This is a genomic window from Burkholderia sp. 22PA0099 (genome assembly GCF_047497165.1).
GTDB lineage: Bacteria > Pseudomonadota > Gammaproteobacteria > Burkholderiales > Burkholderiaceae > Burkholderia.
In genome coordinates this window covers 3,514,698-3,541,033 of record NZ_CP163165.1, presented here as the reverse complement: position 1 = coordinate 3,541,033, position 26,336 = coordinate 3,514,698, and the positions used below count along the sequence as shown (strand labels likewise).

Here is a 26,336-nt window from a genome sequence, read left to right as displayed (position 1 = left end):
CCGCCCGGCCGCGATTCCGCCCCGCACGGCGGATCCGACGCTGGATTACAATCTTCGGATTCATCGGCCTCGCATCCACATTACGTTCATGGCTTACAAAACTATCGAAGACACGATCGGCAACACGCCGCTCGTGCAGCTCGTCCGGGTGCCGGACGACGAGATTCGCTCGCGCAACAACGTGATCCTCGCGAAGCTCGAAGGCAATAATCCGGCCGGTTCGGTGAAGGATCGGCCCGCGCTGTCGATGATCCGCAAGGCCGAGGAGCGTGGCCGGATCAAGCCGGGCGACACGCTGATCGAGGCGACCAGCGGCAACACCGGCATCGCGCTGGCGATGGCCGCGGCGATCCGCGGCTACAAGATGCTGCTGGTCATGCCGGAAGATCTCTCGGTCGAGCGCCGTCAGAGCATGGCCGCCTACGGCGCCGAAATCGTGCTCACGCCCACCAAGGGCGGCATGGAGCTGGCGCGCGATCTGGCCGACCAGATGCAGCGCGAAGGCAAGGGCGTGATCCTCGATCAGTTCGCCAATCCCGACAATCCGCTCGCCCACGTCGAAACCACCGGCCCCGAAATCTGGCGCGATACCGAAGGCCGCATCACGCACTTCGTATCGGCGATGGGCACGACGGGCACCATCATGGGCACGTCGCAGTTCCTGAAGAGCCAGAACGAGAAGGTCGAGATCGTCGGCGCGCAGCCCGAGGACGGCTCGCGCATTCCGGGCATCCGCAAGTGGCCCGAAGCCTACATGCCGTCGATCTTCGACCGCAGCCGCGTCGATCGCGTCGAGAACGTGAGCCAGGCCGCTTCGGAAGCGATGGCGCGCAAGCTGGCGGCCGTCGAAGGCATTTTCTGCGGCATCTCGTCGGGCGGCGCGTGCGAAGTGGCGATGCGCATCGCGCGTCAGGTCGAGAACGCGACGATCGTGTTCATCGTCTGCGACCGCGGCGACCGTTATCTGTCGACTGGCGTGTTCCCGGCCTGAGCGTTCGCATCGCATCCGGCGCGCCTCGCATGACGGCGCGCCCATGAAAAAAGCGCCGTTGAAACACGGCGCTTTTTCTTTGTGGCGTGGCTTGGCGCCACACGGCTTACTGCGTCGCGAGCATCTTCTGCTTCACGCGTTCGCCCAACTGATACACGGACAGCGCATAGAAGAAGCTGCGGTTGTAGCGCGTCAGCACGTAGAAATTCTTCAGGCCGATCTTGTACTCGGTGGCGCGGCCCGGGCTCGGCAGGTCGATCACCAGCACCGGCGTGCTCGCTTCGGCGGCCGCATTGACCGACGGCTCGTCGAGCACGAGGCCGGCCTGCGTCAGTTGCGACAGTTGCAGGTGCGGCTCGGGCTTGCCGTCGGCGGCGGCTTGCGCCACGCCCTGGCTGCCCGCGTCGGACGCGATGTTCCACACCACCGGGCGGCCCGGCTCCCAACCGTGCTGCTTTAGATAGTTCGCCACGCTGCCGATCGCGTCGGCCGTGCTGGTGCGCAGGTTGATCTGGCCGGTGCCTTCGTAGTCGACCGCATAGCTGCGGATGCTGCTCGGCAGGAACTGCGGAATGCCGATCGCACCCGTGTAGGAGCCCTTCACGCTGGTCGGATCGATCTGGCTGTCGCGCGTCCAGACCAGGAAATCCTCGAGGTTCTTGCGGAAGGTTGCCTGGCGGTCGTCGCGGTTCGGCGTGTCCGGGTAGTCGAAGGCCAGCGTGGTCAGCGCGTCGAGCGTCGGGAAGTTGCCCATGAAGCGGCCGTAGATCGTCTCCACGCCGATGATGCCGACGATCACTTCGGGCGGCACGCCGAATTCGTTCGAGGCGCGCTGCAGCGTGGCCTGATTCGCACGCCAGAACTTCACGCCGGCGTTGATGCGGATCGTGTCGAGAAAGCGCGATTGATAGACGCGCCAGTTCTTGACCGACGGCGACGGGGCCGGACGCACGAGGCGCACGGCCGTCGCCGAATAGTTCGCACTGGCAAACAATGCGTGCAGGCGCGCCGGATCGAGCCCGTCGCGTGCGGCGATTTCGTTGATGAAGGCATCGACCTTCGGATTGTTCGCATACTGCTGCGGCACGATCTGTTCTTCCGACGGCGACAGGCCGATGGCCGGCGACGGCTGTGGCGCTGCCGCCGAAGGCACGGTGGCGACGACGGGCGCCGCCACCGGCGTGCCGGCCGCGGCGTTTGCCGGTGCGGTGGCGATCGCGCCGGCCGGTTGCGCGGCCTGCGGGCCGGCCGGCGTCTGCGCGCATGCGGCCAGCGTCGCGACGGCTGCAGCGAGCACCAGGCTCTTGAGCGGAAAGCGAGAAGGCGAACGAAGCGAAGGGGAGACGGCGGACGATCGGAGAGTCATGGGAACCGGAGGAAGGACAGCGCGGTTGAGTTCGGGGCAGTATAACTGACGCTTTTCGCGCATCGGTTTGGTGCCGAGGCCAATGTGGTAAGTTAGCGGCGAATCCGCGCGCGACGACGCGTCGTCATCATCGAAGGAGACTCGCGGCACCGGCTTCGCTCGTGTCGCGACACACGTCAATGGCAACCGCTTTTTACACGCATCCCGATTGTCTGCTGCACGAGATGGGCGAGTGGCATCCGGAATGCCCGTCGCGGCTGTCGGCGATCCAGGATCAACTGATCGCCAGCCGGATCGACGACCTGATCGAACACGAGAGCGCGCCGCTCGCGAGCGAGGCGGATCTGGCGCGCGTTCATACGCACGCGCACATCGACTACCTGCGCTCGAGCATCCCCGACGCCGGCTACTTCACGCTCGACCCCGACACCTCGATGAACCCGCACACGTGGCGCGCCGCGTTGCGCGCGGCCGGCGCGGCGATCGCGGCCACCGACGCGGTGATCGAGGGGCGCTACGACAACGCGTTCTGCAGCGTGCGGCCGCCCGGCCATCACGCCGAGCCGGCGCGCGCGATGGGCTTCTGCTTCTTCAACAACGTGGCGATCGCGGCGCGCCATGCGCTCGACGTGCACGGGCTCGAACGGGTCGCCGTGATCGATTTCGACGTGCATCACGGCAACGGCACCGAGGCCGCGTTCGCGAACGACCCGCGGGTGCTGATGTGCAGCTTCTTCCAGCATCCGCTGTTCCCGTTCTCGGGCACCGAGCACCCGGCCGCGAACATGGTCAACGTGCCGGTGCCGGCGCGCACCAACGGCATGACGATCCGCGAGACGGTGGATTTGCTGTGGATGCCGCGGCTCGAGGCGTTTCGTCCGCAGATGCTGTTCGTGTCGGCGGGCTTCGACGCGCATCGCGAGGACGATCTCGGCCGCATGGGGTTGGTGGAGGCCGACTACGAATGGCTGACCGCGCAGATCTGCGACGTGGCGCGGCGTCATGCGCAGGGCCGCATCGTCAGTTGCCTCGAAGGCGGCTACAACCTGTCGGCGCTCGGGCGCAGCGTGGTCGCGCATCTGCGCACGCTGGCCGGGATCTGAGCGCGGCCGGCGTCGCGGCGGCTGTCGCGGCCGCCGTCATTCAGCTTCTCGCCACGATCCAGCCGATCAGCGCGCCGATCACGCGCTCGCGTTCGAGGTCGTTCATCGTCTCGTGATAGTTGCCGTCGTAGAGCGTCAGCGTCTTGTCGGCCGGCCCGGCCTGCGCGCCGAACTCGCGACTGCCTTCGGGCTCGGTCAGCTTGTCGGCCGTGCCGTGGTAGATGAGCGTGGGTAACGCCAACGATGCCCGGCCGCGCGCAATTCGCTCCATCGCCACCAGGATTTCCGCGCCGGTGCGCGCGGGCACCGCGCCGTGATGCACGAGCGGATCGGCGCGATTGGCGGCCACCACGGCCGGGTCGCGCGAGAGCAGTGCCGCGTCGATCTTCAGCGCCGGAAAGCGCGGCCACACGCGGCTGATGAAGCGGCTCGCGGCCAGCATCCAGCGCGGTACGTCGCGGCCGGGGGCAAGTGCCGGGCTCGACAGGATCAGCCCGGCGAAGCGGCGGCCCCGCACGTTCGCGTGCTCGATCGCGTAGAGCGCGGCGATCGCGCCACCCATGCTGTGTCCCATCAGGAACGGCGGCGTCGTGCCGTGAGCGCTGCCGGCGTGGGTGGCGTAATCGACGAGCGCGTCGGCATCGTCGAGATAGCGGTCGAACCGTTCGACCCAGGCGCGCGGGCCGGGCGAGCGGCCGTGGCCGCGCAGGTCGACGGCCACCAGTTCGATGCCGGCCGCGTTCAGCCTGCCGGCCAGCGCGTCGTAGCGGCGCGCGTGTTCGCCCAGCCCGTGGAGCAGCGCGACCGTCGCCCGTGGCGTGTCGCCCGCCGGCCAGCGCCAGGCGGCCAGCTCGATGCCGTCGGCCGTGCGCACGCTTGCACCGACTGCTGCTGCTGAAGGTCCTGCATGCCCCGACGGGGGAAGCGTGGCGTTCATCGCGCGTGTCTCCGATAGGGCGGATGGAAGTGCCGACGATCATAGTCGCGCCGTCATCGCGCGGTACGGATGCACGCCTCTAATTTCCGCAGGTTATGAAAGAAGCGGAATCGATTATTAAGGGAAATGAGGTGCGTGCGGTAAACTGCGCGGCTATTCCCGGATATGACGGCGGCAGCCGGCGATGCCCGACACGATCGGCCTCGCAGCTTCCGCCGTTTTGTTTACATGATCGAAATTCGTAACCTGTCGCAGCGATTCCCCGGGCCGCAAGGCTGGACCGAAGCGCTGCGCAACGTCAATCTGACGATTCCCCGCGGCGAGGTGTTCGGCATCATCGGCCGCAGCGGCGCCGGCAAGAGCACGCTGGTGCGCACCATCAACCTGCTGACGCGCCCGAGCGAGGGCGAGGTGGTGGTCGACGGCCGCGACCTGGTGCGCTTGTCCGCCGACGCGTTGCGCGCCGCGCGCCGCGACATCGGCATGATCTTCCAGCACTTCAATTTGCTGTCGTCGCGCACCGTCTACCAGAACGTCGCGCTGCCGCTGGAGCTGGCCGGCGCGAAGCGCGCCCAGATCGACGCGACCGTGCTGCCGCTGCTCGACCTGGTGGGGCTGACGGCGCAGAAGGATCGCTACCCGTCGCAGATCAGCGGCGGCCAGAAACAGCGCGTCGGCATCGCCCGCGCGCTGGCCAGCAAGCCGAAGGTGCTGCTGTCGGACGAAGCCACCTCGGCGCTCGATCCCGAAACCACGCGCGCGATTCTCGACCTGCTGCGCAAGATCAACCGCGAACTCGGCCTGACGATCGTGCTGATCACGCACCAGATGGAAGTGATCAAGCAGGTGTGCGACCGCGTGGCCGTGCTTGACGCCGGCCGCGTGGTGGAAACCGGCCCGGTCATCGACGTGTTCATGCAGCCGCATCACGAAGTCACGCGCGCGCTGATCGGCGACGTGATCGCGCAGGAGCTGCCGCCGGCGCTGAAGGCGCGCGTCGCCGAGAAGCTCAGGGGCGGCCGCAGCCATCTGCTGCGCTTGGCGTTCGCCGGCAACGGCGTCGACCAGCCGATCCTGTCGGAAACCATCCGCCGCTACGAACTGGATTTCAACATCCTGCACGGCCAGATCGACGAGATCCAGGGCCAGCCGTTCGGCTCGCTCGCGGTGCTCGCGGGCGGCGAACCGGGCAAGGTCGGCGAAGCGCTCGCGTATCTGCGCGAGCAGGGCGTGGTGGTCGAGGAGTTGTCGCATGTTGAGTGAAATGCTGGATATGTTCGTGCAGTCGTTCTGGGAGACGCTGATCATGGTCGGCATCTCCGGCGTGGTCGGCGCGCTGGTCGGGCTGCCGCTCGGCGTGCTGCTCTATCTGACCGACCGTCAGGGCGTGCTGCAGAACCTCGCCGTCAACCGCCTGCTCGGCGGGCTCGTCAATGCGGTGCGCTCGACACCGTTCATCATCCTGCTGGTTGCCGTGATTCCGTTCACGCGGCTGATCGTCGGCTCGTCGATCGGCACGGCGGCGGCCGTGGTGCCGCTGACGCTGGCCTCCGCGCCGTTCATCGCGCGGCTGGTCGAGACGGCGCTGCGCGAGGTGGATCGGGGTCTGATCGAGGCGGCGCTGGCGATGGGCGCCACCACGCGCCAGATCGTGTTCAAGGTGCTGCTGCCCGAGGCATGGCCGGGCATCGTCGCCGGCCTGACCATCACGTTCGTGTCGCTGGTCGGCTATTCGGCGATGGCCGGCGCGATCGGCGGCGGCGGCCTGGGCGACCTCGGCATCCGTTATGGCTATCAGCGCTACGAGCCGGACGTGATGTGGACGGTCGTGGCGATCCTGATCGTGTTCGTGCAGATCGTGCAGTCGTTCGGCGACTGGCTGGTGCGTCGCCTGAGCCACCGTTGACAGGGACGCCAGCCGGCCGCGTGCCGGCCGGCCAGGCAGTCCCGGGCGGTGCGCAGCATGGCGCGTGCCGCCGATTAGAGGCGAGGGTCCAGAACCCGGGCTTGGCTTGAGGGATTTTTCTCTCTTAAAATAGTACGATCGTTCGCTATTGCCGGCGTGTCGCCGAATGACGTTATCCTCGTCGGTCGAGGGGCCAGATAGCTCCGCTTTGCCGCCTTGATGGTGGCGACGCTATAAAATGGCCGTCGGTCGTATTCGTAACTTTGGAGCGTGTGCATGAAAATCCTGGTGCCGGTAAAAAGAGTGGTCGACTACAACGTGAAGGTCCGCGTGAAGTCGGACGGAACGGGCGTCGATATCGCGAACGTGAAGATGTCGATGAATCCCTTCGATGAAATCGCCGTGGAAGAAGCGGTGCGCCTGAAGGAAGCGGGCGTGGCGACGGAAGTGATCGCCGTGTCGATCGGCGTGGCGCAGGCGCAGGAAACGCTGCGCACGGCGCTGGCGATCGGTGCCGATCGCGCGATCCTGGTGGAGGCCGGTTCGGCCGATGCGGGCGTGGAGCCGCTGGCGGTGGCGAAGATCCTCAAGGCGCTGGTCGACAAGGAACAACCGCAACTGGTGATCCTCGGCAAGCAGGCGATCGACGACGATTCGAACCAGACGGGCCAGATGCTGGCCGCGCTGGCCGGCCTGCCGCAAGCGACGTTCGCCTCGAAGGTGACGATCGCCGACGGTCGCGCGACGGTCGCACGCGAAGTGGACGGTGGTTCGGAAACGCTGTCACTCACGCTGCCGGCCGTGGTCACGACCGACTTGCGCCTGAACGAGCCGCGCTACGTGACGCTGCCGAACATCATGAAGGCCAAGAAGAAACCCCTGGAAAACATCAAGCCGGAAGAGCTCGGCGTGGATGTCGCGCCGCGCCTGAAGACGCTGAAGGTGGCCGAGCCGCCGAAGCGCGCGGCAGGTGTGAAGGTGGCCGACGTGAAGACGCTGGTCGAGAAGCTGAAGACCGAAGCGAAAGTGCTGTAAGGGGAGACAAAGATGACGATTCTGATCATTGCCGAACACGACAACGCGTCGATCAAGGCCGCGACGCTGAACACGGTGGCCGCCGCTCAAAAGATCGGTGGCGATATCCACGTCCTGGTGGCGGGCGGCAACGCCCAAGCCGCGGCCGACGCCGCAGCGAAGATCGCCGGTGTGGCGAAGGTGCTGCTGGCCGACGCGCCGCAGCTGGCCGAAGGGCTGGCGGAAAACGTCGAAGCCACGGTGCTGAATATTGCGAAGGACTACTCGCATATCCTCGCGCCGGCCACGGCCTACGGCAAGAACATCGCGCCGCGCATCGCCGCGAAGCTCGACGTCGCACAAATCTCGGACATCACCGCCGTGGACAGCGCCGACACGTTCGAGCGCCCGATCTACGCCGGCAACGCAATTGCCACGGTGCAATCGAGCGACCCGATCAAGGTGATCACGGTGCGTGCGACCGGCTTCGACCCGGTGGCGGCCGAAGGCGGCAGCGCGGCGGTCGAGAAGATCGAGGCGGCGGCCGACAGCGGCAAGTCGCAGTTCGTGAACCGCGAAGTGACGAAGCTGGACCGTCCGGAGCTGACCAGCGCGAAGATCATCGTGTCGGGCGGCCGGGGCCTGGGCAGCGGCGAGAACTACACGGCCACGCTGGAGCCGCTGGCCGACAAGCTCGGTGCGGCGCTGGGCGCCTCGCGCGCGGCGGTGGACGCGGGCTACGTGCCGAACGATTTCCAGGTGGGCCAGACCGGCAAGATCGTCGCGCCGCAGTTGTACATCGCGGTGGGCATCTCGGGTGCGATCCAGCATCTGGCCGGGATGAAGGATTCGAAGGTGATCGTCGCGATCAACAAGGACGAAGAGGCGCCGATCTTCAGCGTGGCCGACTACGGCATCGTGGGCGACCTGTTCACGGTGGTGCCGGAACTCGTGACCGCGCTCGGCTGATCGCGAGCGGCCACGCGCATCGTTGACGACGCGCCGATAACCACCACGAAGGGGCGCAGCGAGCGCCCCTTTTTTGACCATAAACAGACAGAGGAGAGGAGCACCATGAGCTACATCGCGCCCGTCAAGGACATGCTGTTCGTGATGAAGGAGCTGGCCGGCATCGATGACGTCGCGAAGCTGCCCGGCTTCGAGGACGCCGGCTTCGACACGGCGCAGGCCGTGCTCGACGAGTCCGCGAAGTTCTGCGGCGAGGTGCTCGCGCCGCTGAACGTCGACGGCGACAAGCAGCCCAGCGCATGGAGCCAGGGCGTGGTGACGGCAACGGCCGGTTTCGGCGACGCGTTTCGCCAGTTCGTCGCAGGCGGTTGGCAGGGGCTGCAACATCCGGTCGAATACGACGGCCAGGGCTTGCCGAAGCTGATCGCCACGCCGTGCATCGAAATGCTCAACGCCTCGAATCTGTCGTTCGCGCTGTGCCCGTTGCTGACCGATGGCGCGATCGAAGCGCTGCTGACGGCCGGCAGCGACGAGCAGAAATCGCGCTACGTGCCGAAGCTGATCTCGGGCGAATGGACCGGCACCATGAACCTGACCGAGCCGCAGGCCGGTTCCGATCTCGCGCTGGTGCGCACGCGCGCCGAGCCGCAAGGCGACGGCAGCTTCAAGGTGTTCGGCACCAAGATCTTCATCACCTGGGGCGAGCACGACATGGCGGACAACATCGTCCACCTCGTGCTGGCCCGCACCCCGAACGCGCCCGACGGCGTGAAGGGCATTTCGCTGTTCATCGTGCCGAAGTTTCTCGTCAACGAGGACGGCAGCCTCGGCGAGCGCAACGATGTGCACTGCGTATCGATCGAACACAAGCTCGGCATCAAGGCCAGCCCGACCGCCGTGCTGCAATACGGCGATCACGGCGGCGCGATCGGCTATCTGATCGGCGAGGAGAATCGCGGCCTGGAATACATGTTCATCATGATGAACGCCGCGCGCTTCGGCGTGGGCATGCAGGGCATCGGCGTGGCCGATCGCGCCTACCAGAAGGCCGCCGCGTTCGCGAAGGAGCGTGTGCAGAGCCGGCCCGTCGACGGCTCCGCCAAGCAGTCGGTCACGATCATCCATCACCCCGACGTGCGTCGCATGCTCGGCACGATGCGCGCGCTGACCGAAGGCGCCCGCGCGCTGGCCTATGTCGCCGCCGCGCACAGCGATCAGGCGCATGCGCATGCCGACGCGGCCGAGCGCGCCCGTCATCAGGCGATCTACGAATACCTGGTGCCGATCGTCAAGGGCTGGAGCACCGAGATGGTCAACGAGGTTGCGAGCCTCGGCGTGCAGGTGCACGGCGGGATGGGCTTCATCGAGGAGACCGGCGCCGCGCAGTATTACCGCGACGCGCGCATCCTGGCGATCTACGAAGGCACCACGGCGATCCAGGCCAACGATCTGGTCGGCCGCAAGACCGTGCGCGATGGCGGCGCGGTGGCGAAGGCGCTGCTGGCCGAGATCGACGAAACCGTCCAGGCGCTCGGGGCCGAGGACACACCCGCGTTCGCCGCGATGCGCAAGCATCTGGCCGATGGCGCGAAGGCGCTCGGCGCGGCGGTCGATTACGTGGTGGCGCAAACCAAGGGCGACCCGAACGCGGTGTTCCTCGGCAGCGTGCCGTATCTGAAGCTGGCCGGCATCGTGCTGTGCGGCTGGCAGATGGCGCGCGCGCTGCTCGCCGCGCAACGCAATCGCGCCGACGATACGGCGTTCCACGACGCGAAGATCGCGATCGCGCAGTTCTACGCGCAGCACGTGCTCGTGCAGGCGAACGGGATCGCCGAATCGATCGTCGGCGCCACTGGCAAGGACAGCGTGCTGATGCTGACCGAAGACCAGTTCTGACCCGCTCGACACGGTTTTCGCCGTCATGACGAAGGGCACCCGAGGGTGCCCTTTTATCGATCCCGCCGCAGCCGATCAGGCGTATGCCGGACGCGAACTGCCGCCGGTTTCGCTCAGATAGCGATGCACCGACAGGTCGTCGGCCTGGATTGCCGGCTTCTTGCCCGACATCAGGTCGGCGAGCAGTTGGCCCGAACCGCACGACATCGTCCAGCCGAGCGTGCCGTGGCCGGTGTTCAGGAAGAGGTTCGGCATCGGCGTGCGGCCGACGATCGGCGTGCCGTCCGGCGTCATCGGGCGCAAGCCCGTCCAGAACGTGGCCTTCGACGTGTCGCCGCCGCCCGGGAACAGGTCGTTGACGCACATTTCGAGCGTTTCGCGGCGCGCCTGGTTCAGACGCTTGTCGAACCCGGCGATCTCGGCCATGCCGCCCACGCGGATGCGCGAATCGAAACGCGTGATCGCGATCTTGTAGGTTTCGTCGAGCACGGTGGAGACGGGCGCCGAATCGGCGTTGACGATGGGCGCCGTGATCGAATAGCCCTTGAGCGGATAGACCGGAATCTTGACGAGGTTCGACAGGAAGCGCGTGGAGTATGAACCGAGCGCCACGACGTAGGCGTCGGCGCGCACCAGTTCGCTGCCGCACTGCACGCCGGCGATCCGGCCGCCGGCCACGGCGAGCGCGTCGATCGAGGTGTTGTAGCGGAATTGCACGCCCAGTTCCTCGGCCATCGCGGCGAGGCGCGTGGTGAACAACTGGCAGTCGCCGGTTTCGTCGCCCGGCAGGCGCAGGCCGCCCGTCAGCTTGTGCGACACGGCGCCCAGCGCCGGCTCGGCGTTCTTCAGTTGGTCGGCCGTCAGCAGCTCGAACGGCACGTTGGCGTCACGCAGCACGGCGATGTCCTTCGCCGCGCCGTCGAACTGCGCTTGCGTACGGAACAGTTGCAGCGTGCCGCCGGTGCGGCCTTCGTACTGGATGCCGGTGTCGGCGCGCAGCGCCTGGAAGCAGTCGCGGCTGTATTCGGCGAGGCGCACCATGCGGCCCTTGTTCACCGCGTAACGCTCGGACGTGCAGTTGCGCAGCATCTGCCACATCCATTGCAGCTGGAAACGCGAGCCATCGAGGCGGATCGCGAGCGGCGCGTGCTTCTCGAACATCCACTTGACGGCCTTCAGCGGCACGCCGGGCGCGGCCCACGGCGCGGCATAGCCGGGCGAGATCTGGCCGGCATTGGCGAAGCTCGTTTCCAGCGCCGGGCCGGCCTCGCGGTCGATCACCGTCACTTCATGGCCGGCGCGCGCCAGATAATAGGCGCTCGTCACGCCCACCACACCGCTTCCGAGAATCACGACACGCATAGCTGCTCCAGATGGGAAAAAGCCGGAACGCCGTGGGGATGCACCTGCATCGCTGCCTTCACGTTACGACCTGGTTTTTTCAGCTATGGTATTGTTCGAGTTCCAGTTTTTGTTATTGTATTTTTTCAATTTTCAGAAAAAACCGGATGAGAACGCAACGTCAACCAGTCCGTGCCCTCGACAAGCTCGATCGCCGCATCCTGCGGCTGCTCCAGGCGGACGGCCGCATGGCCATGAAGGACCTGGCCGAGCAGGTCGGCCTGACCGTCACGCCGTGCATCGAACGCGTGCGGCGCATGGAGCGCGACGGCGTGATCACCGGCTATCACGCGCGTGTCGATCCGGCCATGCTGGGCGCGGCGCTGCTGGTGTTCGTGGAGATCACGCTCGACCACAAGAGCGGCAACATGTTCGAACAGTTCCGCCGCGAGGTCATGAAGATCGACGAGGTGCTCGAATGCCACCTGGTGTCCGGCGATTTCGACTATCTGATCAAGGCCCGCATCGGCGAAATGGCAGATTACCGGAAGCTGCTCGGCGACATCCTGTTGCAACTGCCCGGCGCCGTGCAATCCAAGAGCTACGTGGTGATGGAAGAGATCAAGGAAACCCTGAGCATTTCGGTCGACGGCTGATCGGCCGATCGCTTGGCAGGCCGCACCGAATACTGTATAAATAAACAGTATTCGGTGCGGCGAATTTTCGCTTGCGCCGTTCGTGATGAAGGGGCGTGATGAGCGATCGATCCGATGTCGAATATCCGGTGGCGCCGCCCGTGCCGCGCAAGGGCCGTGGCGCAGTGGGCAATCTGCAGGGGCGCTATGAGCGTGACCAGCGCGAGACGGTCGACGACGGCTGGGCCGGCGAGGACGACGAAACCCGTCCGGCGCTGCGCACGCAGGTGTTCGACGAACACGCCAAAAGCATCCTCACGCGCAACGCGTCGCCCGATATCCCGTTCAACGTGTCGCTGAATCCGTATCGCGGCTGCGAGCACGGCTGCATCTATTGTTTCGCGCGGCCCACGCACAGCTATCTGGGCCTGTCGCCGGGGCTCGATTTCGAAAGTCGGATCTACGCCAAGGTCAATGCGGCCGAGCTGCTCGAACGCGAGCTCGGCAAGCGTGGCTACGTGCCTGAGCCGATCGCGCTCGGCGTCAATACCGATGCGTACCAGCCCTGCGAGCGCGAGCGGCGCATCACGCGCGACGTGATTCAGGTCATGCACGATCACGGGCAGCCGTTCGCGGCGATCACCAAGAATTCGCTGATCGAGCGCGATCTCGACCTGCTCGCGCCGATGGCCGAGCGTGGCCAGGTGATCGCGGCCGTCACGATCACCACGCTCGATGCCGATCTCGCCCGCGCGCTCGAGCCGCGCGCGGCCACGCCGTCGCGGCGGCTGCGCACGATCCGCGCGTTGCGTGACGCGGGCGTGCCGGTTGGCGTCAGCATCGCGCCGGTCATTCCGTTCGTCACCGAGCCCGATCTGGAGCGCGTGCTCGAAGCGTGCGCCGAGGCCGGCGCGACGCATGCGAGCTATATCGTGTTGCGCCTGCCTTGGGAGGTCGCGCCGTTGTTTCGCGAATGGCTTGCCGCGCACTTTCCCGATCGCGCCGAGCGCGTGATGGCGCGCGTGCGCGACATGCGCGGCGGCAAGGATTACGAATCCGATTTCGCGAGCCGGATGAAGGGCGAGGGCTTGTGGGCCGACCTGATGAAGCAGCGCTTCCGGCAAGCGGTCAAGCGCCTCGGGTTGAACGAGCGCACGCGCGGCATTCTCGATTTTTCGCAGTTCCGCGCGTCGGAGCCGGTGAAGGCACGTGCGGCGGCGGCCGCCACGCCGCAACTGAGCTTGTTCTAGCTGGCCTGCTCGTGACTGCCCGCGCCTACTGCGACAGTTCCTTGGCGGCCTGCACCTGCGATTCGAAGTACGTCTGGAACGACAGCGCGAGTGACGTCATCAGCAGGAACGCGCCGATCAGCAGCGAAAAGATCACGATGAAGATCACCGTCCAGCCCGACTGGCTGCGGCGGTCGGTCGACGCGTTGAATTGCGCGTCCCATTTCTCGTCGGCGCGCAGGCCGTAGACGATCGCCGCCAGAAACGCGGCGAGCAACGAGACTGCGCCCGGCACGGCGAGCGCCCAGCCTAGCAGCGAGGCGCGCTCGCTTTGCGCGAGCAGCAACAGGCCGGGCACGCCGAGCAGCGTGCCGACCAGATGCGCCCAACCGGCCAGGTCGCGCCAGCCATTCAGATAGAAGCGATGTGCGCCGAGCGAGCCGAACAAAAAGGCGAGCGCGGCGGTGACGGTTTTCGAGCGGAAACGTGGCGGTGGGCTGGACATGACGAACCGATAGGAAAAACTGCGCGGGACGGGGCGGCGCGACCCCTGCGCCGATGGCGCATTCTACGGCGCGACACCCGGCCGATTGTCGGTCGCGCCCGGGTGCCCGGTATAAGTGATCCGGTAGATCGCGCCGGCGTAATCGTCACTGACGAGCAGCGAGCCGTCGGGCAGCGGCAGCACGTCGGCGGGGCGGCCCCACACATCGCCGTCCGCCTGCAGCCAGCCCTGCGCGAACACCTGCTGGCGCGCCGTGCGCCCATCCGGTCCGAGGCTCACGCGCACCACGCGGTAGCCGACCTTGCTGCTGCGGTTCCACGAGCCGTGCTCGGCGATGAAGATCGCGTTGCGGTACTCGGCCGGGAACATCGTGCCCGTATAGAAGCGCATGCCGAGGGCGGCCACGTGCGCGCCGAGCTTGGCCACCGGCGGCGTGAAGCCGCTGCACGGGTGGCCGCGGCCGTATTGCGGATCGGCGATGTCGCCGGCGTGGCAATACGGATAGCCGAAATCGAGGCCGGCGCGCGGCGCCTGATTCAGTTCGTCGTCGGGGCGGTCGTCGCCGAGCATGTCGCGGCCGTTATCGGTAAACCACAGCGCGTGCGTCGCCGGATGCCAGTCGAAGCCGACCGTATTGCGGATGCCGCGCGCGAACACCTGATAATCGCTGCCGTCGGGGTTCATGCGGCCCAGCATCGCGTAGCGGTCGCGATCCGGTTCGCAGATATTGCAGGGCGCGCCGACCGGCACATAGAGCTTGCCGTCGGGGCCGAATGCGATGAATTTCCAGCCGTGCTGGCGATCCGTGGGTAGCTTGTCGGTCACCAGCACCGGCTTGGGCGGCGCGGCGAGCTGGTCGTCGATCCGGTCGAGACGCAGGATGCGCGAGATCGCGGAGATATAGAGCGCGCCGTCGCGATAGGCGACGCCCACCGGCATCTCCAGGCCCGACGCCACCACGTGCCGCGCCACCACGCGGCCGTCGCGCAGCGTCAGCGCGTGAACACTGCCCTCGGTCGAACCCACATAAAGAATGCCGCGCGGCGACCAGGCCATCTCGCGAGCATTCGCGATGTCGGCGGCCAGCACCTCCACCTTGAAGCCGGGCGGCACGCTCAACCTGTCGATGGGCGGCGCGGCCGCGCTGGCCTCGGCGACGAGGCTGGCGGCAAGCAGCGTCGCGCCGATGGTGGCGAGTCGATGAAGCAAAGCGCGGAACGGGAGCGAGGGCAGGGGCATGGATCGATCGGGTCGTGTGCGGTGCGGCGGCACGGTTCAATCAGTGTAGGAGCTGGGCGGCGAAACGCCGTGACCGCTGGCGATTGGGCGGTGTCGCGCTTTTTCTGCCGTAAGTGTTTGTTATGTCTTTGGTTTCCCGCTATAATCGCGGGTTTCAGCAGTTCCGAACCCGGTTTTCCCGAAGGATTTCATATGGTTATCATCCGTCTGGCTCGCGGTGGCTCGAAGAAGCGCCCGTTCTACAACATCGTTGCTACCGATTCGCGTAATCGTCGTGACGGCCGCTTCATCGAACGCGTTGGCTTCTACAACCCGGTCGCCACGAAGGGCGAATCGCTGCGTATCGCTCAGGATCGTCTGACGTACTGGCAAGGCGTTGGCGCACAACTGTCGCCGACCGTCGCTCGCCTCGTGAAGGAAGCACAAAAGGCACAACCGGCTGCCTAATATGGCACGGTTTTCCGGTAATTGCGGCCGAGAGGTGGTCTGAATGTCCGGTCACGATTCATCCGGTGATGTCAAAGGCGGTACACGCGAAGCGTCTGCGTTTGGCGTGTTTGTCCGCAAACCGGTCGAGCGTTCCTCTGAAAAGAGCAGCGCGAAGCCGGCGGCAGCAAGCAGTAACCCGGGTCAAGCCTCGGTCGGCATCGGTGCGGCGCAAGCGTGGCCCGACGATGCGATCGAGGTCGGTGCGATCGTCGATGCCTATGGCCTCAAGGGCTGGGTCAAGATCGTGCCCCATTCGGGCGTGGGCCGTGGCGGCGATGCGCTGCTGAAGGCGCGCCTCGTATGGCTCGAGAAAGGGGCGGAACGTTTGTCCGTCAGCATCACGCAGTCGAAAACGCACGCCGATACGGTCGTTGCGCATTTGGCCGGTCTGGCCGATCGCGATCAGGCTTTGGCGCTGCGCGGCTACCGTCTGTTCCTGCGTCGAGAAGATTTCCCGGCGCTCGACAACGACGAATTCTACTGGGTCGACCTGATCGGTCTCGATGTCGTCAACGAAGCGGGTGTCGAACTCGGCCGCGTCGGCGAGATGATCGACAACGGCGCGCATTCGGTCATGCGCGTCGACTATCCGGCCAGCGGCAAGGATGGCAAGCCCGTCACGGGCGAGCGTCTGATCCCGTTCGTCGGGGTGTACGTGAAAACGGTCGACCAGGCGGCGAAGCGCATCGTCGTCGACTGGGAAGCCGATTACTGAAATGAACGACGCACAGGAGCGCGCGATGCAGTTCGATGTCGTCACGCTCTTTCCCGAAATGTTCCAGGCGCTGACTGGCTGGGGGATCACCAGCCGGGCGGTCAAGCAGGAGCGCTTCGGGTTGCGCACGTGGAATCCGCGCGATTTCACCACGGACAACTACCGCACGGTCGATGATCGACCCTACGGCGGCGGTCCGGGCATGGTGATGCTCGCCAAGCCGCTCGAAGCAGCAATCGGCGCGGCCAAGGCCGCGCAGGCCGAGCAGGGCATTGCGTCGACGCGGGTGGTGATGATGTCGCCGCAAGGCGCGCCGCTCACCCACGAACGTGTGGTGCGAATGGCAGCCGAGCCCGGTGTCGTGCTGCTGTGCGGCCGCTACGAAGCGATCGACCAGCGTTTGCTCGATCGTGTCGTCGATGAGGAAATCAGCCTCGGCGATTTCGTGCTGTCGGGCGGTGAATTGCCGGCCATGGCGCTGATGGATGCGGTGGTGCGCCTGCTGCCGGGTGTGCTGAACGATTCGCAATCGGCAGTGCAGGACAGTTTCGTGCACGGTTTGCTCGATTGTCCGCATTACACGCGCCCCGAGGAATACGACGGCGTGCGGGTGCCCGATGTGCTGCTCGGCGGCCATCATGCGGAAATCGAGAAGTGGCGGCGGCAGGAAGCGCTGCGCAATACATGGCAGAAGCGGCCCGATCTGATCGACCGGGCGCGCAAGCAACAGTTGTTGAGCCGGGCCGACGAGGCGTGGCTTGCAAGTCTCGCGAAGGCCGCGAGGAAAGCTTCGAGCTGAAGCCTTTCCGTGGTGGTCCGGGAAAAAGGCGGTGTCGTGCATGCGTGCGCGACGCCAGATGTGAATCCATCCTCTATCGGGGCCGGGTCCGGAAGCGGACAAGGTACCAACTCCGACACGATGGCTTTAGGAGTCAGCAATGAATCTGATCGCAAAACTTGAGCAGGAAGAAATCGAGCGCGCGCTCGAAGGCAAGACGATCCCCGATTTCGCCCCGGGCGACACGGTGATCGTGAACGTGAATGTGGTTGAAGGTACCCGCAAGCGCGTTCAGGCCTACGAAGGCGTCGTGATCGCGAAGCGCAACCGTGGCCTCAATTCGGCCTTCATCGTCCGCAAGATTTCGTCGGGCGAAGGCGTCGAGCGTACGTTCCAGACGTACTCGCCGCTGCTCGCGAGCATCATCGTCAAGCGTCGCGGCGATGTCCGTCGTGCCAAGCTGTACTACCTGCGCGAGCGTTCGGGCAAGTCGGCTCGAATCAAGGAAAAGCTGGTGCTGAAGGATCGCACCGCCGCCAAGCAAGAGCAGGCGTAAATGCTGTAAGGAAAAAGCACCCCACCGGGTGCTTTTTTTATTCCGGGGCGACAATACGCTTCCGTCAGACCTTTCCGCGAGCGCCCCTTGACCCGTCGCCCGATCATCGATCCCGAAGTGCTGCCTGTCGAATCGACCGGCGCCGGCCTGCCGACGGTGCCGCCGGCCGTGCTGACGCCGCTCGGGCTGCGCGAGCGTTTCGCGCAGTCCTACGGCTGGACGCAGGAGCCGGCCGAGGCGCGCCTGGCCGATTATCGCGATCCACGCATCGCGGCCGTGTTGGTGCCGCTCGTGGCGCGTGCCGACGGGCTCACGGTGCTGCTGACCCAGCGCGCCGATCACCTGACCGATCACCCCGGCCAGATCAGCTTTCCGGGCGGCCGCCGCGAACCGTTCGATGCCGATGCAACGGCCACGGCATTGCGCGAGGCACGCGAGGAAATCGCACTCGACAGCGAACATGTCGAAGTGCTCGGCAACTTGCCCGAATATCTGACGGGCACCGGTTATCGCGTCACACCGGTGGTCGGCATCGTGCATCCGCCGTTTACCGTGCAGGCCGATACGCTCGAAGTGGCCGAGATTTTCGAGGTGCCGTTGGCCTTCCTGATGGCGCCCGAGCATCACGAAGTGCGGCTGTTCAAATGGGAAGGCGGGGAACGTCGTTTTTTTGCGATGCCCTATCCGGACGCGCGCGACGACGGCCATTACTTCATCTGGGGTGCAACCGCCGGCATGTTGCGCAATCTGTACCGCTTTCTTGCCGCGCACTCCTGATCGCACGACAGCCGGCGTCCGGCGTGCCGCAGGGCTAGAGCCCTCGCGCCATTGCGCTGTGCTATCGTTATGCGAAAAATCGTATAACCCAGGACGACACGCCCTTTCGCATGACTTTCTTTTCGGTTCTCCTCGCCCTCATCATCGAGCAGGTGCGCGCGCTGTCGCCGGGTAATCCGGTGTTCGCGCTGTTCCAGTTCCATGCGGAAACTGCGGCGAACGGCTTCGACGCCGGCAAGAAGAAGCATGGTGTGCTGGCCTGGCTCGTCGTCGTGGTGCCCTGGGTGCTCGCCGTCGCGCTCGTCTACTACCTGCTGTTCAAGATCAGCTTCGCCTTCGCGTTCGTCTGGAACGTGGTGGTGGTCTATTTCACGCTGGGCTTCCGCCAGTTCAGCCATTACTTCACCGATATCCATCTCGCGCTCAACAACGACGACGTGCCGCGCGCGCGCGAAGTGCTGGCCGAATGGACCGGGCTCGATACCGTGGACATGCCGGTTGGCGAGATCGTGCGCCATACGCTGATCCATGCCGTGGTGGCATCGCATCGCCATGTGTTCGGCGTGTTCTTCTGGTTCGTCCTGCCGCTCGGCCCGGCCGGCGCGGTGCTGTATCGGATCGCCGAATATCTGTCGCGCAGTTGGTCCGTGCCGACCGACGACCGCACCGAGGCGTTCTCCAATTTCGCGCAGCGCGCCTTCTTCGTGATCGACTGGATTCCGTCGCGACTGACGGCGCTCGGCTTCGCGATCGTCGGCAATTTCGAGGATGCGATCTACGCGTGGCGCAATCACACGCGCCAGTGGCCCGACTCGAACGACGGCGTGCTGCTGGCTTCGGGCAGCGGTGCGCTCGGCGCGCGCCTGGCCGGCCCGCTGGCCGAGCCGTCGAGCGTCGATGCGTTATCGGTGGGCGACAGCGGCCCGCTGGCGGTCGGCGACGACTGTACGCCGCGCACGCTGCAATCGGCCGTCGGCCTGGTCTGGCGCGCCGTGATCCTGTGGATGATCCTGCTGCTGATGTTGACGCTGGCGGTGTGGGTGTCGTGATACGCGGCGCGGGTGGCGCGCATTGAAATAAAAAAAGCCGGCGTTCTCAGCCGGCTTTTTGCTTTTCGAGCGCCAATACGGCGCGGCGGTCAGCGTGTATCGGGCGCCGCTTCGTCGTCGCGCGGGTCGCGGATTCGCCCGCAACGCCAGCACGCCGTGAACTGCGCATCGAGCCATTCGCCGCAGCCGCCGCACCGCCAGCGCGATGCATCGGCCGGCGGCCCCGATGCCGCCGCTTCGAGGATGCGCCGCGCGAGTGCGGTATCGCGCTCGTCGTCGAGCCAGATCTCGGGCGCGCACTGGTCGGGCGGCAGCCCGCCGAGCGCACCGGTCGCGAAGCGGTTGTGCAGTTCGCAGCCGATGCCGGCCGCGTTCAGCACGTTGACCCAATGATGGGCGGTCGAGAGATCGGGGGCCGGGATGCGCATCGGAGCGGGCAGGGGAGGCGGAGATCGTCAGCGGACGATCTGGCTCGCCTCGTGCACGAGCTGTGCATAGAGCGCGTGGCGCGACTTCGAGATCCGGCCATCCTCCACGGCGGCCAGGATCGCGCAGCCCGGCTCGTGCAGGTGATGGCAGTTATAGAAGCGGCAGTCGGCGAGCAGCGGCCGGAATTCGGGGAACGCGCGCTCGAACTGGCCTTCGGTCAAGTGGTAGAGGCCGAATTCCTGGAAGCCCGGCGAATCGATCAGCGCCCCACCGTCGGCCAGCGGATAGAGCCGCGTGAACGTGGTGGTGTGGCGGCCGCTGTTCAGCGCGGCGGAAATCTCGCGCGTCGCGGCCTCGGCCTCGGGCACGATCAGGTTCACGAGCGTCGATTTGCCCATGCCGGACTGGCCCAGCAGGATCGTCGAATGGCCGGCCAGGCGCGGCATCAACTGCGCCAGCGTGTCGTCGGGCGCATCCTTCACCGACAATTCGACCACGTTGTAACCGAGCGCGCGATACGGCGCGAGCCGCTCGCGGGCTACCGGCAGCGCGGCCTCGACGTCGATCTTGTTCAACACGATGACCGGCTTCAGCGCATTGGCCTCGGCCGCGATCAGCGCACGGCCGAGCAGGTCCTCGCTGAAGAACGGCTCGGTGGCGAGCACGATCAGCAACTGGTCGAGGTTCGCGGCGAACAGCTTCGACTTGAACTGATCGGAGCGATAGAGCAGGTTGCGCCGCGTGTCGATCTCGACGATCACCCCCTGGTCGGCCGAGCTGCGCTCGTACTGCACGCGATCGCCCACGGCGATCTCGCTCTTCTTGCCGCGCGGGAAGCATTGCAGCATCGGCCCGCCGTCCACGGGCGCGACCAGGTAATGGCGGCCATGCGCCGCGATCACGCGGCCGGTGATGCGCTCGGCGCTCGACTTGGCCGGCTTGCCCGGGCCTTGCTGGCGGCCGCGCGTCATGCGGCGCCGAGCAGTCGGTCGATCCGCACGGAAGCCGGCGGATGCGAGTAGTAGAAACTGGTGTAGACCGGGTCGGGCGTCAGCGTCGAGGCGTTGTCCTCATGGAGCTTCACCAGCGCGTTGACGAGGTCCTGGCGGTTGGTGTGGTCGACGGCGAACGCGTCGGCCTCGAATTCGTCCTTGCGCGAGCTCATGCTGCTGAGCGGCGTGACGAAGAACAGGAACACCGGCATGGCCAGGAAGAACAGCACGAGCGCGAGGCCCGCGTTGCTGCCCGTCAGCGACGGCATCGCGCCGAGGCCCGTGTAGAACCAGGTACGGCCCGCGAGCCAGCCGAGCAGGGCCAGCAGCACGAGGCTCATCGCGAACACGACGATCATGCGCTTGACGATATGGCGGCGCTTGAAGTGGCCGAGTTCGTGCGCCAGCACGGCCTCGATCTCGCTGCCCGACAGCCGGTCGATCAGCGTGTCGAAGAACACGATGCGCTTGTTCGCGCCGAAGCCCGTGAAGTAGGCGTTGCCGTGCGCGGAGCGGCGGCTGCCGTCCATTACGAACAGGCCCTTCGCGGCGAACCCGCAGCGATTCATCAGGCCTTCGATGCGTGCGCGCAGCGCCTCGTCGGCGAGCGGCTCGAACTTGTTGAACATCGGCGCGATGAAGCTCGGGTAGATCACCTGCCCCAGCATCTGGTAGGCGACCAGGAAGATCCAGGCCCAGAGCCACCACAGCGGCCCCGCGCGGTTCATCAGCCACAGCACGACGAACAGCAGCGGCAGGCCGATCGCGGTACCGACCACGGTACTGAGGGCCAGATCCTTGAAGAACAGCTTGCGCGTCATGCGATTGAAGCCGAAGCGGGCTTCGATGCCGAACTGGCGTACGTATTCGAACGGCAGTTCGAGCAGGCTGGTGACCGCCATCACCACCACGATCACGAGGATCTGCTGGACGTAATGGCTGCCGCCGAGCCAGCCGCGCAGCGCCTGGTCGATCGCGCCGACGCCGCCGCACAGCGTCAGCACGATCAGCACTGCTGCGCTGGTCACGATCTGCAGCATGGTCAGGCGCGTGCGCGCGACCGTGTAATCGGCGGCGCGCTGGTGCGAGGCCAGCGGAATCGAGTCGCGGAACTGCGCGGGCACGGCGCCGCGGTGCGCGGTGACGAAGCGGATCTGGCGCGAAGCGAGCCAGAGCTTGGCGCCGACCATCGCGAGGATCGCGGCGGCGAACAACAGGGTGAACGAGTAAGCGGACATCAGGGAGGCCGGTGGTATCTATGCGAGAATTATAAGTTCTAGCGGCGGGGGTACGCTCGACGGTTTTCGGCCCATGTGCCGGCCACGACAGCGGTGCGTCCGCCGCCGCCGATTCTTCAGGAAACCGTATGACCGATATCGCCCAATCCGCCGACCAGCCCGCGCTCGTTCGCAACGAACTCAATCTCGTCTGGCTCGACATGGAAATGACGGGTTTGAACCCGGATAGCGACCGCATCATCGAGATCGCCGTGGTCGTCACCAATTCCACGCTGGAGCGCGTCGTCGAAGGGCCGGTGCTGGCAATCCACCAGAGCGACGAAACCCTTGCCAAGATGGACGCCTGGAACCAGTCGACGCATGGCCGCTCGGGCCTGATCGACCGCGTGCGTGCCTCCACCGTCAGCGAAGCCGATGCCGCCGCGCAAATCCAGTCGTTCCTCGCGCAATACGTGTCGCCCGGCAAGTCGCCGATGTGCGGCAACTCCATTTGCCAGGACCGCCGCTTCATGGCGCGCTGGATGCCCGAGCTCGAAACCTTCTTCCATTACCGCAACCTCGACGTCAGCACGCTCAAGGAGCTGTGCCGCCGCTGGCAGCCCGCCATCTACAAGGGTTTCCAGAAGCGCGCGATGCACACGGCGCTGGCGGATATCCACGAGTCGATCGACGAACTGAAGTACTACCGCGAGCACTTCCTCGTGCCGGCGGCGAGCGCTGCCGAGTAAGCCGTCACGCGGCGCAGTGAAACGATGAAACGGCCGGGCTTGCCCGGCCGTTGTCAATTGGCGCGCGGCGGACGCTGCGCGTTCTTCGGGCGGAACGCGGCGCAGATTTCCGGGTGGGTTTCGGCGTACGGGCCGCCGATCAGGTCGATGCAATAGGGCACGGCCGCGAAGATGCCCGGCACGAGCACCTTGCCGGTATCGTCGCGCAGGCCTTCCAGCGTTTCCTTGATCGACTTCGGCTGCCCCGGCAGGTTGATGACGAGCGCCGCGTGGTCGGGCGTTTCGCGGATCACGGCCACCTGTCGCGACAGGATCGCGGTGGGCACGAAGCGCAGGCTGATCTGGCGCATCTGCTCGCCGAAGCCGGGCATCTCGCGCGTGGCGATCGCCAGCGTCGCCTCGGGCGTGACATCGCGCCGGGCCGGGCCGGTGCCGCCGGTGGTCAGCACCAGGTCGCAGCCGGCCTCGTCGATCAGCGCGACGAGCGTGGCGGAAATCAGGGCGGCTTCGTCGGCGATCAGGCGCGTTTCGGCGCGCCACGGGGAAGCGAGCGCCGTGCCGAGCCAGCCTTCGAGCGCCGGAATGCCCTGATCCTGATAATCGCCGCGGCTGGCGCGATCGCTGATCGAAACCAGCCCGACGATCAGCTCGTCCGGGTGCTTACGCTTCGTCGTCATCGGGATCGGTGTCCTCGTCGGACTCGGCCTCGGCATCCTCGCCGGGCTTGGCGCTCGTCACCTTGATCCACTGGAACAGCTCGCGGAAGTAGCGCGGCGGCTTGCTTTGCTGCGCTTCCTTGCGGGCGTTGCGGATCAGCGTGCGGCCTTCCTGGGCGTCGGCGGCCGGGTGTGCCTGAATGAAGCGGGTCAGCGCCTCGTCGTCGGCCAGCAACTGGTCGCGCGTGCGCTCGATCCAGTGCAGCCGCGCCGTGGCGGCCTTGTTGACGCCGCGCTGCGAATCGAGCGCGGTGCGCAGTGCCGCGACCTCGGCCGGGTCGAGCGTGCGCATGACCTTGCCGACGTACTGCATCTGGCGGCGACGGCCTTCGTGATCGGTGATGCGGCGCGTTTCGCGCACGGCCTGGTCGAGTTTTTCCGACATCGGCATGCGCTTGAGCGCGTCTTTCGGCAGCTCGACGAGGTCGCGGCCCAGTGCCTGCAGCTCGTGCATCTCGCGTTTGAGCTGGGATTTGCTGGGGCGATCGTAGCCGTTGTCGGCGTCCGGTTCGGCGCCGTGCTCGATCGGTTGGATACGGGTTTTGCGGTTCATGGGCGAGATTGTATCGCGCCGCGAGCGGTTGCCGGCCGCCTTGGCTGCCGCGGCGTGCTGCAAGGCCCCGATAGGTGGCGCGGGCCGGACCTTGTTATGATCGCGGATACGCCACATTTCGAACCTCGCGGGCCAGCCGCCCGCTACCGGACCACACGACGATGCCTGCTCATACCGACGCACCCTCGCGCCATTTCCCGCACACGCAGGAACAACTGAAAGACATTGCCACGGAAATTCTCCGGCACGCGAAGGCGATGGGTGCGACCGATGCGGCCACCGAAATCTCGGAAGGTGACGGCCTGTCGGTGTCGGTGCGACGCGGCGAAGTCGAGACGATCGAGCACAACCGCGACAAGATGGTCGGTGTCACGGTGTTCCTCGGCAAGAAGCGCGGCAACGCGAGCACGTCCGATTTTTCGTCGGCGGCACTCAAGGACACGGTCGCGGCCGCCTACAACATCGCGCGCTTCACGGCCGAGGACGAAGCCGCGGGCCTGGCCGAGGCCGAGCTGCTCGAAACCGCGCCGCGCGATCTCGATCTCTATCACCCGTGGGCGCTGACGGCCGACGAAGCCGTCGAAATCGCCCGCCGCTCGGAAGACGCGGCGTTCGCGGTCAGCCCGCAGATCCGCAATTCTGAAGGCGCGAGCGTGTCGGCCCAGCATTCGCAGTTCGTGCTGGCCACCTCGCGCGGCTTCCTGGCCGGTTATCCGTACTCGCGCCACTACGTTGCGTGCGCGCCGATCGCCGGCAGCGGCCGCCACATGCAGCGCGACGACTGGTATACCTCCACGCGCAACGCCGGCGATCTCGCCAGCCCCGAAGCGGTGGGCCGCTATGCCGCCGAACGCGCGCTGGCGCGGATGGGCTCGCGCCGGCTCGATACGCGCAAGGTGCCGGTGCTGTTCGAGGCGCCGCTCGCGGCGGGCCTGCTCGGTGCGTTCACGCAGGCGGTCAGCGGCGGCGCGCTCTATCGCAAGACGTCGTTCCTGGTCGACAGCCTCGGCAAGCCGGTGTTCGCACCGCACGTGCAGGTGGTCGAGGATCCGCACGTGCCGCGCGCGATGGGCAGCGCGCCGTTTGACGAGGAAGGCGTGCGCACGCATGCGCGCAGCGTGGTCAAGGACGGCGTGGTGGAGGGCTACTTCCTGTCCACCTACTCGGCGCGCAAGCTCGGCACCAAGACCACCGGCAATGCCGGCGGCTCGCACAACCTCGCGCTGCGCAGCTCGAACACGCGCGACAGCGACGATTTCGACGCGATGCTCAAGAAGCTCGGCACCGGCCTGCTGCTGACGGAACTGATGGGGCAGGGCGTGAACTACGTGACGGGCGACTATTCGCGCGGCGCGGCCGGCTTCTGGGTCGAGAACGGCGTGATCCAGTACCCGGTCGAGGAAATCACCGTGGCGAGCACGTTGCAGGAAATGTTCCGGCATATCGTCGCGATCGGCGCCGACACGATCGTTCGCGGCACGAAGCAAACCGGCTCGGTGCTGATCGAGCAGATGACGATCGCCGGGCAGTAAGCCGAATCGAATCGGCCCCGCTTCGCGCGTGGGCTGCAAAAACAAAGCGCCGCTCGAAGCGGCGCTTTGTTTTTTGGGGCGAGGCCTGCGATCCGTCTTCAGGCCTTGCGCGTGTACACCACGAACGCGTAGTCGAACGCATTCGGCTCGGTGGCGCGATGCGTGTCGCGCGAGGCCTCTTGCCACAGTGCGGGATCGGGAGCGGGGAACGACGCATCGCCGTCGAAATCGGCATCGATCTCGGTGACGATCAGCTTGTCGGCGCGGCCAAGGCCTTCGGCGTAAAGCTGCGCGCCACCGATCAGGAACGCTTCGGCGGCCTGGTCTCGCGCGGCGGCGGCCAGCGCGGCGTCGAGCGAGGTCACCGTATCGCAGCCCTCGAAGCGGCGTGCCGCGTCGCGCGTGACGACGATGTTGCGGCGCCCCGGCAGCGGCCGGCCGATCGATTCGTGCGTCTTGCGGCCCATCACGATCGGCGCGCCCATGGTGGTGCGCTTGAAGAACGCGAGATCTTCGGGCAGCTTCCACGGAAGCTGGTTGTCGCGGCCGATCACGCCGTTGCGCGCGCGCGCCACGATCAGGGTCAGGGTGGTCATGACGAAATCCGGAGCAGGCGGGAAAGCGCCCGATTCTACCGGATCACCCGCATAAGG

At 66.3% G+C, this 26,336-nt stretch carries 28 protein-coding genes; 17 read left to right on the top strand and 11 right to left on the bottom strand.

Annotation, left to right across the window (positions count from 1 at the left end; genetic code table 11):
- Window positions 1-88 precede the first annotated feature (88 nt).
- Window positions 89-991 carry a cysteine synthase CysM gene (gene cysM / locus AB4851_RS31075; RefSeq protein WP_414450141.1) on the top strand — a complete coding sequence of 301 codons (903 nt, stop codon included), beginning with the start codon at window positions 89-91 and terminating at the stop codon, window positions 989-991.
- Between the two features lie 106 nt (window positions 992-1,097).
- Here cysM and mltB read toward each other — a convergent pair whose 3' ends face one another.
- Window positions 1,098-2,357, bottom strand: coding sequence for a lytic murein transglycosylase B (mltB, locus tag AB4851_RS31070; RefSeq protein WP_414450140.1), 1,260 nt, complete (start codon window positions 2,355-2,357; stop codon window positions 1,098-1,100).
- A 179-nt stretch (window positions 2,358-2,536) separates the two neighbouring features.
- Here mltB and AB4851_RS31065 point away from each other — a divergent pair, with 179 nt between their 5' ends.
- The gene (locus AB4851_RS31065; protein ID WP_414450139.1) at window positions 2,537-3,460 is read left to right on the top strand and encodes a histone deacetylase family protein; all 924 of its coding nucleotides are present in this window, start codon (window positions 2,537-2,539) and stop codon (window positions 3,458-3,460) included.
- Between the two features lie 40 nt (window positions 3,461-3,500).
- Here AB4851_RS31065 and AB4851_RS31060 read toward each other — a convergent pair whose 3' ends face one another.
- Window positions 3,501-4,334: a lysophospholipase gene (locus AB4851_RS31060; RefSeq protein WP_414451987.1), complete on the bottom strand. Its 834-nt coding sequence runs from the start codon at window positions 4,332-4,334 to the stop codon at window positions 3,501-3,503.
- A 291-nt stretch (window positions 4,335-4,625) separates the two neighbouring features.
- Between AB4851_RS31060 and AB4851_RS31055 the strand changes: the two genes are divergently transcribed.
- From AB4851_RS31055 to AB4851_RS31035, 5 genes are all read left to right on the top strand, one after another.
- Window positions 4,626-5,660, top strand: a complete 1,035-nt coding sequence (locus tag AB4851_RS31055; RefSeq protein ID WP_414450138.1) for a methionine ABC transporter ATP-binding protein — start codon at window positions 4,626-4,628, stop codon at window positions 5,658-5,660.
- A complete protein-coding gene (locus AB4851_RS31050; RefSeq protein ID WP_206127685.1) occupies window positions 5,650-6,303 on the top strand; it encodes a methionine ABC transporter permease in 654 nt (217 codons plus the stop codon). Before AB4851_RS31055 ends, AB4851_RS31050 begins: the two co-directional genes overlap by 11 nt.
- 276 nt (window positions 6,304-6,579) lie before the next feature.
- Window positions 6,580-7,338 carry an electron transfer flavoprotein subunit beta/FixA family protein gene (locus AB4851_RS31045; RefSeq protein WP_414444231.1) on the top strand — a complete coding sequence of 253 codons (759 nt, stop codon included), beginning with the start codon at window positions 6,580-6,582 and terminating at the stop codon, window positions 7,336-7,338.
- Window positions 7,339-7,350: 12 nt separating this feature from the next.
- Window positions 7,351-8,286, top strand: a complete 936-nt coding sequence (locus AB4851_RS31040) for an electron transfer flavoprotein subunit alpha/FixB family protein (protein ID WP_414444232.1) — start codon at window positions 7,351-7,353, stop codon at window positions 8,284-8,286.
- 105 nt (window positions 8,287-8,391) lie between these two features.
- Window positions 8,392-10,182: an acyl-CoA dehydrogenase gene (locus tag AB4851_RS31035; protein WP_414450137.1), complete on the top strand. Its 1,791-nt coding sequence runs from the start codon at window positions 8,392-8,394 to the stop codon at window positions 10,180-10,182.
- Between the two features lie 75 nt (window positions 10,183-10,257).
- Here the strand turns inward: AB4851_RS31035 and AB4851_RS31030 are convergent, their stop codons facing one another.
- Window positions 10,258-11,544, bottom strand: coding sequence for a D-amino acid dehydrogenase (locus tag AB4851_RS31030; RefSeq protein WP_414444234.1), 1,287 nt, complete (start codon window positions 11,542-11,544; stop codon window positions 10,258-10,260).
- Window positions 11,545-11,690: 146 nt separating this feature from the next.
- On the opposite strand from AB4851_RS31030, the gene AB4851_RS31025 reads away from it, so the two are divergent.
- Both AB4851_RS31025 and AB4851_RS31020 read left to right on the top strand, forming a co-directional pair.
- On the top strand, window positions 11,691-12,179 hold the full coding sequence (locus AB4851_RS31025; protein WP_414444235.1) for an Lrp/AsnC ligand binding domain-containing protein: 489 nt from the start codon (window positions 11,691-11,693) through the stop codon (window positions 12,177-12,179).
- A 98-nt stretch (window positions 12,180-12,277) separates the two neighbouring features.
- Window positions 12,278-13,408 carry a PA0069 family radical SAM protein gene (locus tag AB4851_RS31020; protein ID WP_414450136.1) on the top strand — a complete coding sequence of 377 codons (1,131 nt, stop codon included), beginning with the start codon at window positions 12,278-12,280 and terminating at the stop codon, window positions 13,406-13,408.
- A gap of 25 nt (window positions 13,409-13,433) precedes the next feature.
- On the opposite strand, the gene AB4851_RS31015 is transcribed toward AB4851_RS31020, so the two are convergent.
- Window positions 13,434-13,892: a TM2 domain-containing protein gene (locus AB4851_RS31015; protein WP_414450135.1), complete on the bottom strand. Its 459-nt coding sequence runs from the start codon at window positions 13,890-13,892 to the stop codon at window positions 13,434-13,436.
- 63 nt (window positions 13,893-13,955) lie between these two features.
- Complete coding sequence (locus AB4851_RS31010; protein ID WP_414450134.1) at window positions 13,956-15,131, bottom strand: PQQ-dependent sugar dehydrogenase; 1,176 nt, start codon at window positions 15,129-15,131, stop codon at window positions 13,956-13,958.
- A 192-nt stretch (window positions 15,132-15,323) separates the two neighbouring features.
- Here AB4851_RS31010 and rpsP point away from each other — a divergent pair, with 192 nt between their 5' ends.
- The 6 genes from rpsP (at window position 15,324) to AB4851_RS30980 (ending at window position 19,495) form a co-directional block, all read left to right on the top strand.
- The gene (rpsP, locus tag AB4851_RS31005) at window positions 15,324-15,578 is read left to right on the top strand and encodes a 30S ribosomal protein S16 (protein WP_012734974.1); all 255 of its coding nucleotides are present in this window, start codon (window positions 15,324-15,326) and stop codon (window positions 15,576-15,578) included.
- A 43-nt stretch (window positions 15,579-15,621) separates the two neighbouring features.
- Window positions 15,622-16,335: a ribosome maturation factor RimM gene (gene rimM / locus AB4851_RS31000; protein WP_414444239.1), complete on the top strand. Its 714-nt coding sequence runs from the start codon at window positions 15,622-15,624 to the stop codon at window positions 16,333-16,335.
- Between the two features lies 1 nt (window position 16,336).
- On the top strand, window positions 16,337-17,134 hold the full coding sequence (trmD, locus tag AB4851_RS30995) for a tRNA (guanosine(37)-N1)-methyltransferase TrmD (protein ID WP_414444240.1): 798 nt from the start codon (window positions 16,337-16,339) through the stop codon (window positions 17,132-17,134).
- Window positions 17,135-17,273: 139 nt separating this feature from the next.
- Window positions 17,274-17,669, top strand: a complete 396-nt coding sequence (rplS, locus tag AB4851_RS30990; protein ID WP_414444241.1) for a 50S ribosomal protein L19 — start codon at window positions 17,274-17,276, stop codon at window positions 17,667-17,669.
- Window positions 17,670-17,756: 87 nt separating this feature from the next.
- Window positions 17,757-18,446 (top strand): CoA pyrophosphatase, encoded by a 690-nt coding sequence (locus tag AB4851_RS30985; RefSeq protein ID WP_414450133.1) that lies wholly within the window; start codon window positions 17,757-17,759, stop codon window positions 18,444-18,446.
- A 110-nt stretch (window positions 18,447-18,556) separates the two neighbouring features.
- On the top strand, window positions 18,557-19,495 hold the full coding sequence (locus AB4851_RS30980) for a CobD/CbiB family protein (protein WP_414444243.1): 939 nt from the start codon (window positions 18,557-18,559) through the stop codon (window positions 19,493-19,495).
- An 89-nt stretch (window positions 19,496-19,584) separates the two neighbouring features.
- On the opposite strand, the gene AB4851_RS30975 is transcribed toward AB4851_RS30980, so the two are convergent.
- From AB4851_RS30975 to AB4851_RS30965, 3 genes are read right to left on the bottom strand one after another with little or no spacing between them, the layout of a single operon-like run.
- Complete coding sequence (locus AB4851_RS30975) at window positions 19,585-19,923, bottom strand: putative signal transducing protein (protein ID WP_414450132.1); 339 nt, start codon at window positions 19,921-19,923, stop codon at window positions 19,585-19,587.
- Window positions 19,924-19,950: 27 nt separating this feature from the next.
- Window positions 19,951-20,895, bottom strand: coding sequence for a ribosome small subunit-dependent GTPase A (gene rsgA / locus AB4851_RS30970; RefSeq protein WP_414450131.1), 945 nt, complete (start codon window positions 20,893-20,895; stop codon window positions 19,951-19,953).
- Complete coding sequence (locus AB4851_RS30965) at window positions 20,892-22,154, bottom strand: M48 family metallopeptidase (RefSeq protein ID WP_414450130.1); 1,263 nt, start codon at window positions 22,152-22,154, stop codon at window positions 20,892-20,894. The genes rsgA and AB4851_RS30965 overlap by 4 nt, the downstream gene beginning before the upstream one ends.
- 128 nt (window positions 22,155-22,282) lie before the next feature.
- On the opposite strand from AB4851_RS30965, the gene orn reads away from it, so the two are divergent.
- Window positions 22,283-22,882 carry an oligoribonuclease gene (gene orn / locus AB4851_RS30960; protein WP_414444247.1) on the top strand — a complete coding sequence of 200 codons (600 nt, stop codon included), beginning with the start codon at window positions 22,283-22,285 and terminating at the stop codon, window positions 22,880-22,882.
- A gap of 53 nt (window positions 22,883-22,935) precedes the next feature.
- Here orn and mog read toward each other — a convergent pair whose 3' ends face one another.
- Complete coding sequence (gene mog, locus AB4851_RS30955) at window positions 22,936-23,559, bottom strand: molybdopterin adenylyltransferase (RefSeq protein ID WP_414450129.1); 624 nt, start codon at window positions 23,557-23,559, stop codon at window positions 22,936-22,938.
- Window positions 23,543-24,151 carry a ribosome biogenesis factor YjgA gene (yjgA, locus tag AB4851_RS30950; RefSeq protein ID WP_414450128.1) on the bottom strand — a complete coding sequence of 203 codons (609 nt, stop codon included), beginning with the start codon at window positions 24,149-24,151 and terminating at the stop codon, window positions 23,543-23,545. The genes mog and yjgA overlap by 17 nt, the downstream gene beginning before the upstream one ends.
- A gap of 161 nt (window positions 24,152-24,312) precedes the next feature.
- On the opposite strand from yjgA, the gene pmbA reads away from it, so the two are divergent.
- Window positions 24,313-25,683 (top strand): metalloprotease PmbA, encoded by a 1,371-nt coding sequence (gene pmbA, locus AB4851_RS30945; RefSeq protein WP_414444250.1) that lies wholly within the window; start codon window positions 24,313-24,315, stop codon window positions 25,681-25,683.
- Between the two features lie 98 nt (window positions 25,684-25,781).
- Here the strand turns inward: pmbA and AB4851_RS30940 are convergent, their stop codons facing one another.
- The gene (locus AB4851_RS30940; RefSeq protein WP_414450127.1) at window positions 25,782-26,279 is read right to left on the bottom strand and encodes a dihydrofolate reductase; all 498 of its coding nucleotides are present in this window, start codon (window positions 26,277-26,279) and stop codon (window positions 25,782-25,784) included.
- Window positions 26,280-26,336: the final 57 nt, after the last annotated feature.

What these genes read in the sequence shown, in the direction of transcription:
- AB4851_RS31065 (WP_414450139.1), top strand. Translation starts at nt 2,537, where the DNA reads ATGGCAACCGCTTTTTACACGCATCCCGATTGTCTGCTGCACGAGATG.
- AB4851_RS31055 (WP_414450138.1), top strand. Translation starts at nt 4,626, where the DNA reads ATGATCGAAATTCGTAACCTGTCGCAGCGATTCCCCGGGCCGCAAGGC.
- rplS (WP_414444241.1), top strand. Translation starts at nt 17,274, where the DNA reads ATGAATCTGATCGCAAAACTTGAGCAGGAAGAAATCGAGCGCGCGCTC.
- trmD (WP_414444240.1), top strand. Translation starts at nt 16,337, where the DNA reads ATGAACGACGCACAGGAGCGCGCGATGCAGTTCGATGTCGTCACGCTC.
- AB4851_RS31015 (WP_414450135.1), bottom strand. Translation starts at nt 13,892, where the DNA reads ATGTCCAGCCCACCGCCACGTTTCCGCTCGAAAACCGTCACCGCCGCG.
- AB4851_RS31040 (WP_414444232.1), top strand. Translation starts at nt 7,351, where the DNA reads ATGACGATTCTGATCATTGCCGAACACGACAACGCGTCGATCAAGGCC.
- pmbA (WP_414444250.1), top strand. Translation starts at nt 24,313, where the DNA reads ATGCCTGCTCATACCGACGCACCCTCGCGCCATTTCCCGCACACGCAG.
- AB4851_RS31050 (WP_206127685.1), top strand. Translation starts at nt 5,650, where the DNA reads ATGTTGAGTGAAATGCTGGATATGTTCGTGCAGTCGTTCTGGGAGACG.
- rsgA (WP_414450131.1), bottom strand. Translation starts at nt 20,895, where the DNA reads ATGACGCGCGGCCGCCAGCAAGGCCCGGGCAAGCCGGCCAAGTCGAGC.
- AB4851_RS30975 (WP_414450132.1), bottom strand. Translation starts at nt 19,923, where the DNA reads ATGCGCATCCCGGCCCCCGATCTCTCGACCGCCCATCATTGGGTCAAC.
- AB4851_RS31010 (WP_414450134.1), bottom strand. Translation starts at nt 15,131, where the DNA reads ATGCCCCTGCCCTCGCTCCCGTTCCGCGCTTTGCTTCATCGACTCGCC.
- AB4851_RS31020 (WP_414450136.1), top strand. Translation starts at nt 12,278, where the DNA reads ATGAGCGATCGATCCGATGTCGAATATCCGGTGGCGCCGCCCGTGCCG.
- AB4851_RS31030 (WP_414444234.1), bottom strand. Translation starts at nt 11,544, where the DNA reads ATGCGTGTCGTGATTCTCGGAAGCGGTGTGGTGGGCGTGACGAGCGCC.
- AB4851_RS31025 (WP_414444235.1), top strand. Translation starts at nt 11,691, where the DNA reads ATGAGAACGCAACGTCAACCAGTCCGTGCCCTCGACAAGCTCGATCGC.
- AB4851_RS31035 (WP_414450137.1), top strand. Translation starts at nt 8,392, where the DNA reads ATGAGCTACATCGCGCCCGTCAAGGACATGCTGTTCGTGATGAAGGAG.
- AB4851_RS31045 (WP_414444231.1), top strand. Translation starts at nt 6,580, where the DNA reads ATGAAAATCCTGGTGCCGGTAAAAAGAGTGGTCGACTACAACGTGAAG.
- AB4851_RS30965 (WP_414450130.1), bottom strand. Translation starts at nt 22,154, where the DNA reads ATGTCCGCTTACTCGTTCACCCTGTTGTTCGCCGCCGCGATCCTCGCG.
- AB4851_RS30940 (WP_414450127.1), bottom strand. Translation starts at nt 26,279, where the DNA reads ATGACCACCCTGACCCTGATCGTGGCGCGCGCGCGCAACGGCGTGATC.
- yjgA (WP_414450128.1), bottom strand. Translation starts at nt 24,151, where the DNA reads ATGAACCGCAAAACCCGTATCCAACCGATCGAGCACGGCGCCGAACCG.
- rpsP (WP_012734974.1), top strand. Translation starts at nt 15,324, where the DNA reads ATGGTTATCATCCGTCTGGCTCGCGGTGGCTCGAAGAAGCGCCCGTTC.
- orn (WP_414444247.1), top strand. Translation starts at nt 22,283, where the DNA reads ATGACCGATATCGCCCAATCCGCCGACCAGCCCGCGCTCGTTCGCAAC.
- AB4851_RS30980 (WP_414444243.1), top strand. Translation starts at nt 18,557, where the DNA reads ATGACTTTCTTTTCGGTTCTCCTCGCCCTCATCATCGAGCAGGTGCGC.
- mltB (WP_414450140.1), bottom strand. Translation starts at nt 2,357, where the DNA reads ATGACTCTCCGATCGTCCGCCGTCTCCCCTTCGCTTCGTTCGCCTTCT.
- mog (WP_414450129.1), bottom strand. Translation starts at nt 23,559, where the DNA reads ATGACGACGAAGCGTAAGCACCCGGACGAGCTGATCGTCGGGCTGGTT.
- rimM (WP_414444239.1), top strand. Translation starts at nt 15,622, where the DNA reads ATGTCCGGTCACGATTCATCCGGTGATGTCAAAGGCGGTACACGCGAA.
- cysM (WP_414450141.1), top strand. Translation starts at nt 89, where the DNA reads ATGGCTTACAAAACTATCGAAGACACGATCGGCAACACGCCGCTCGTG.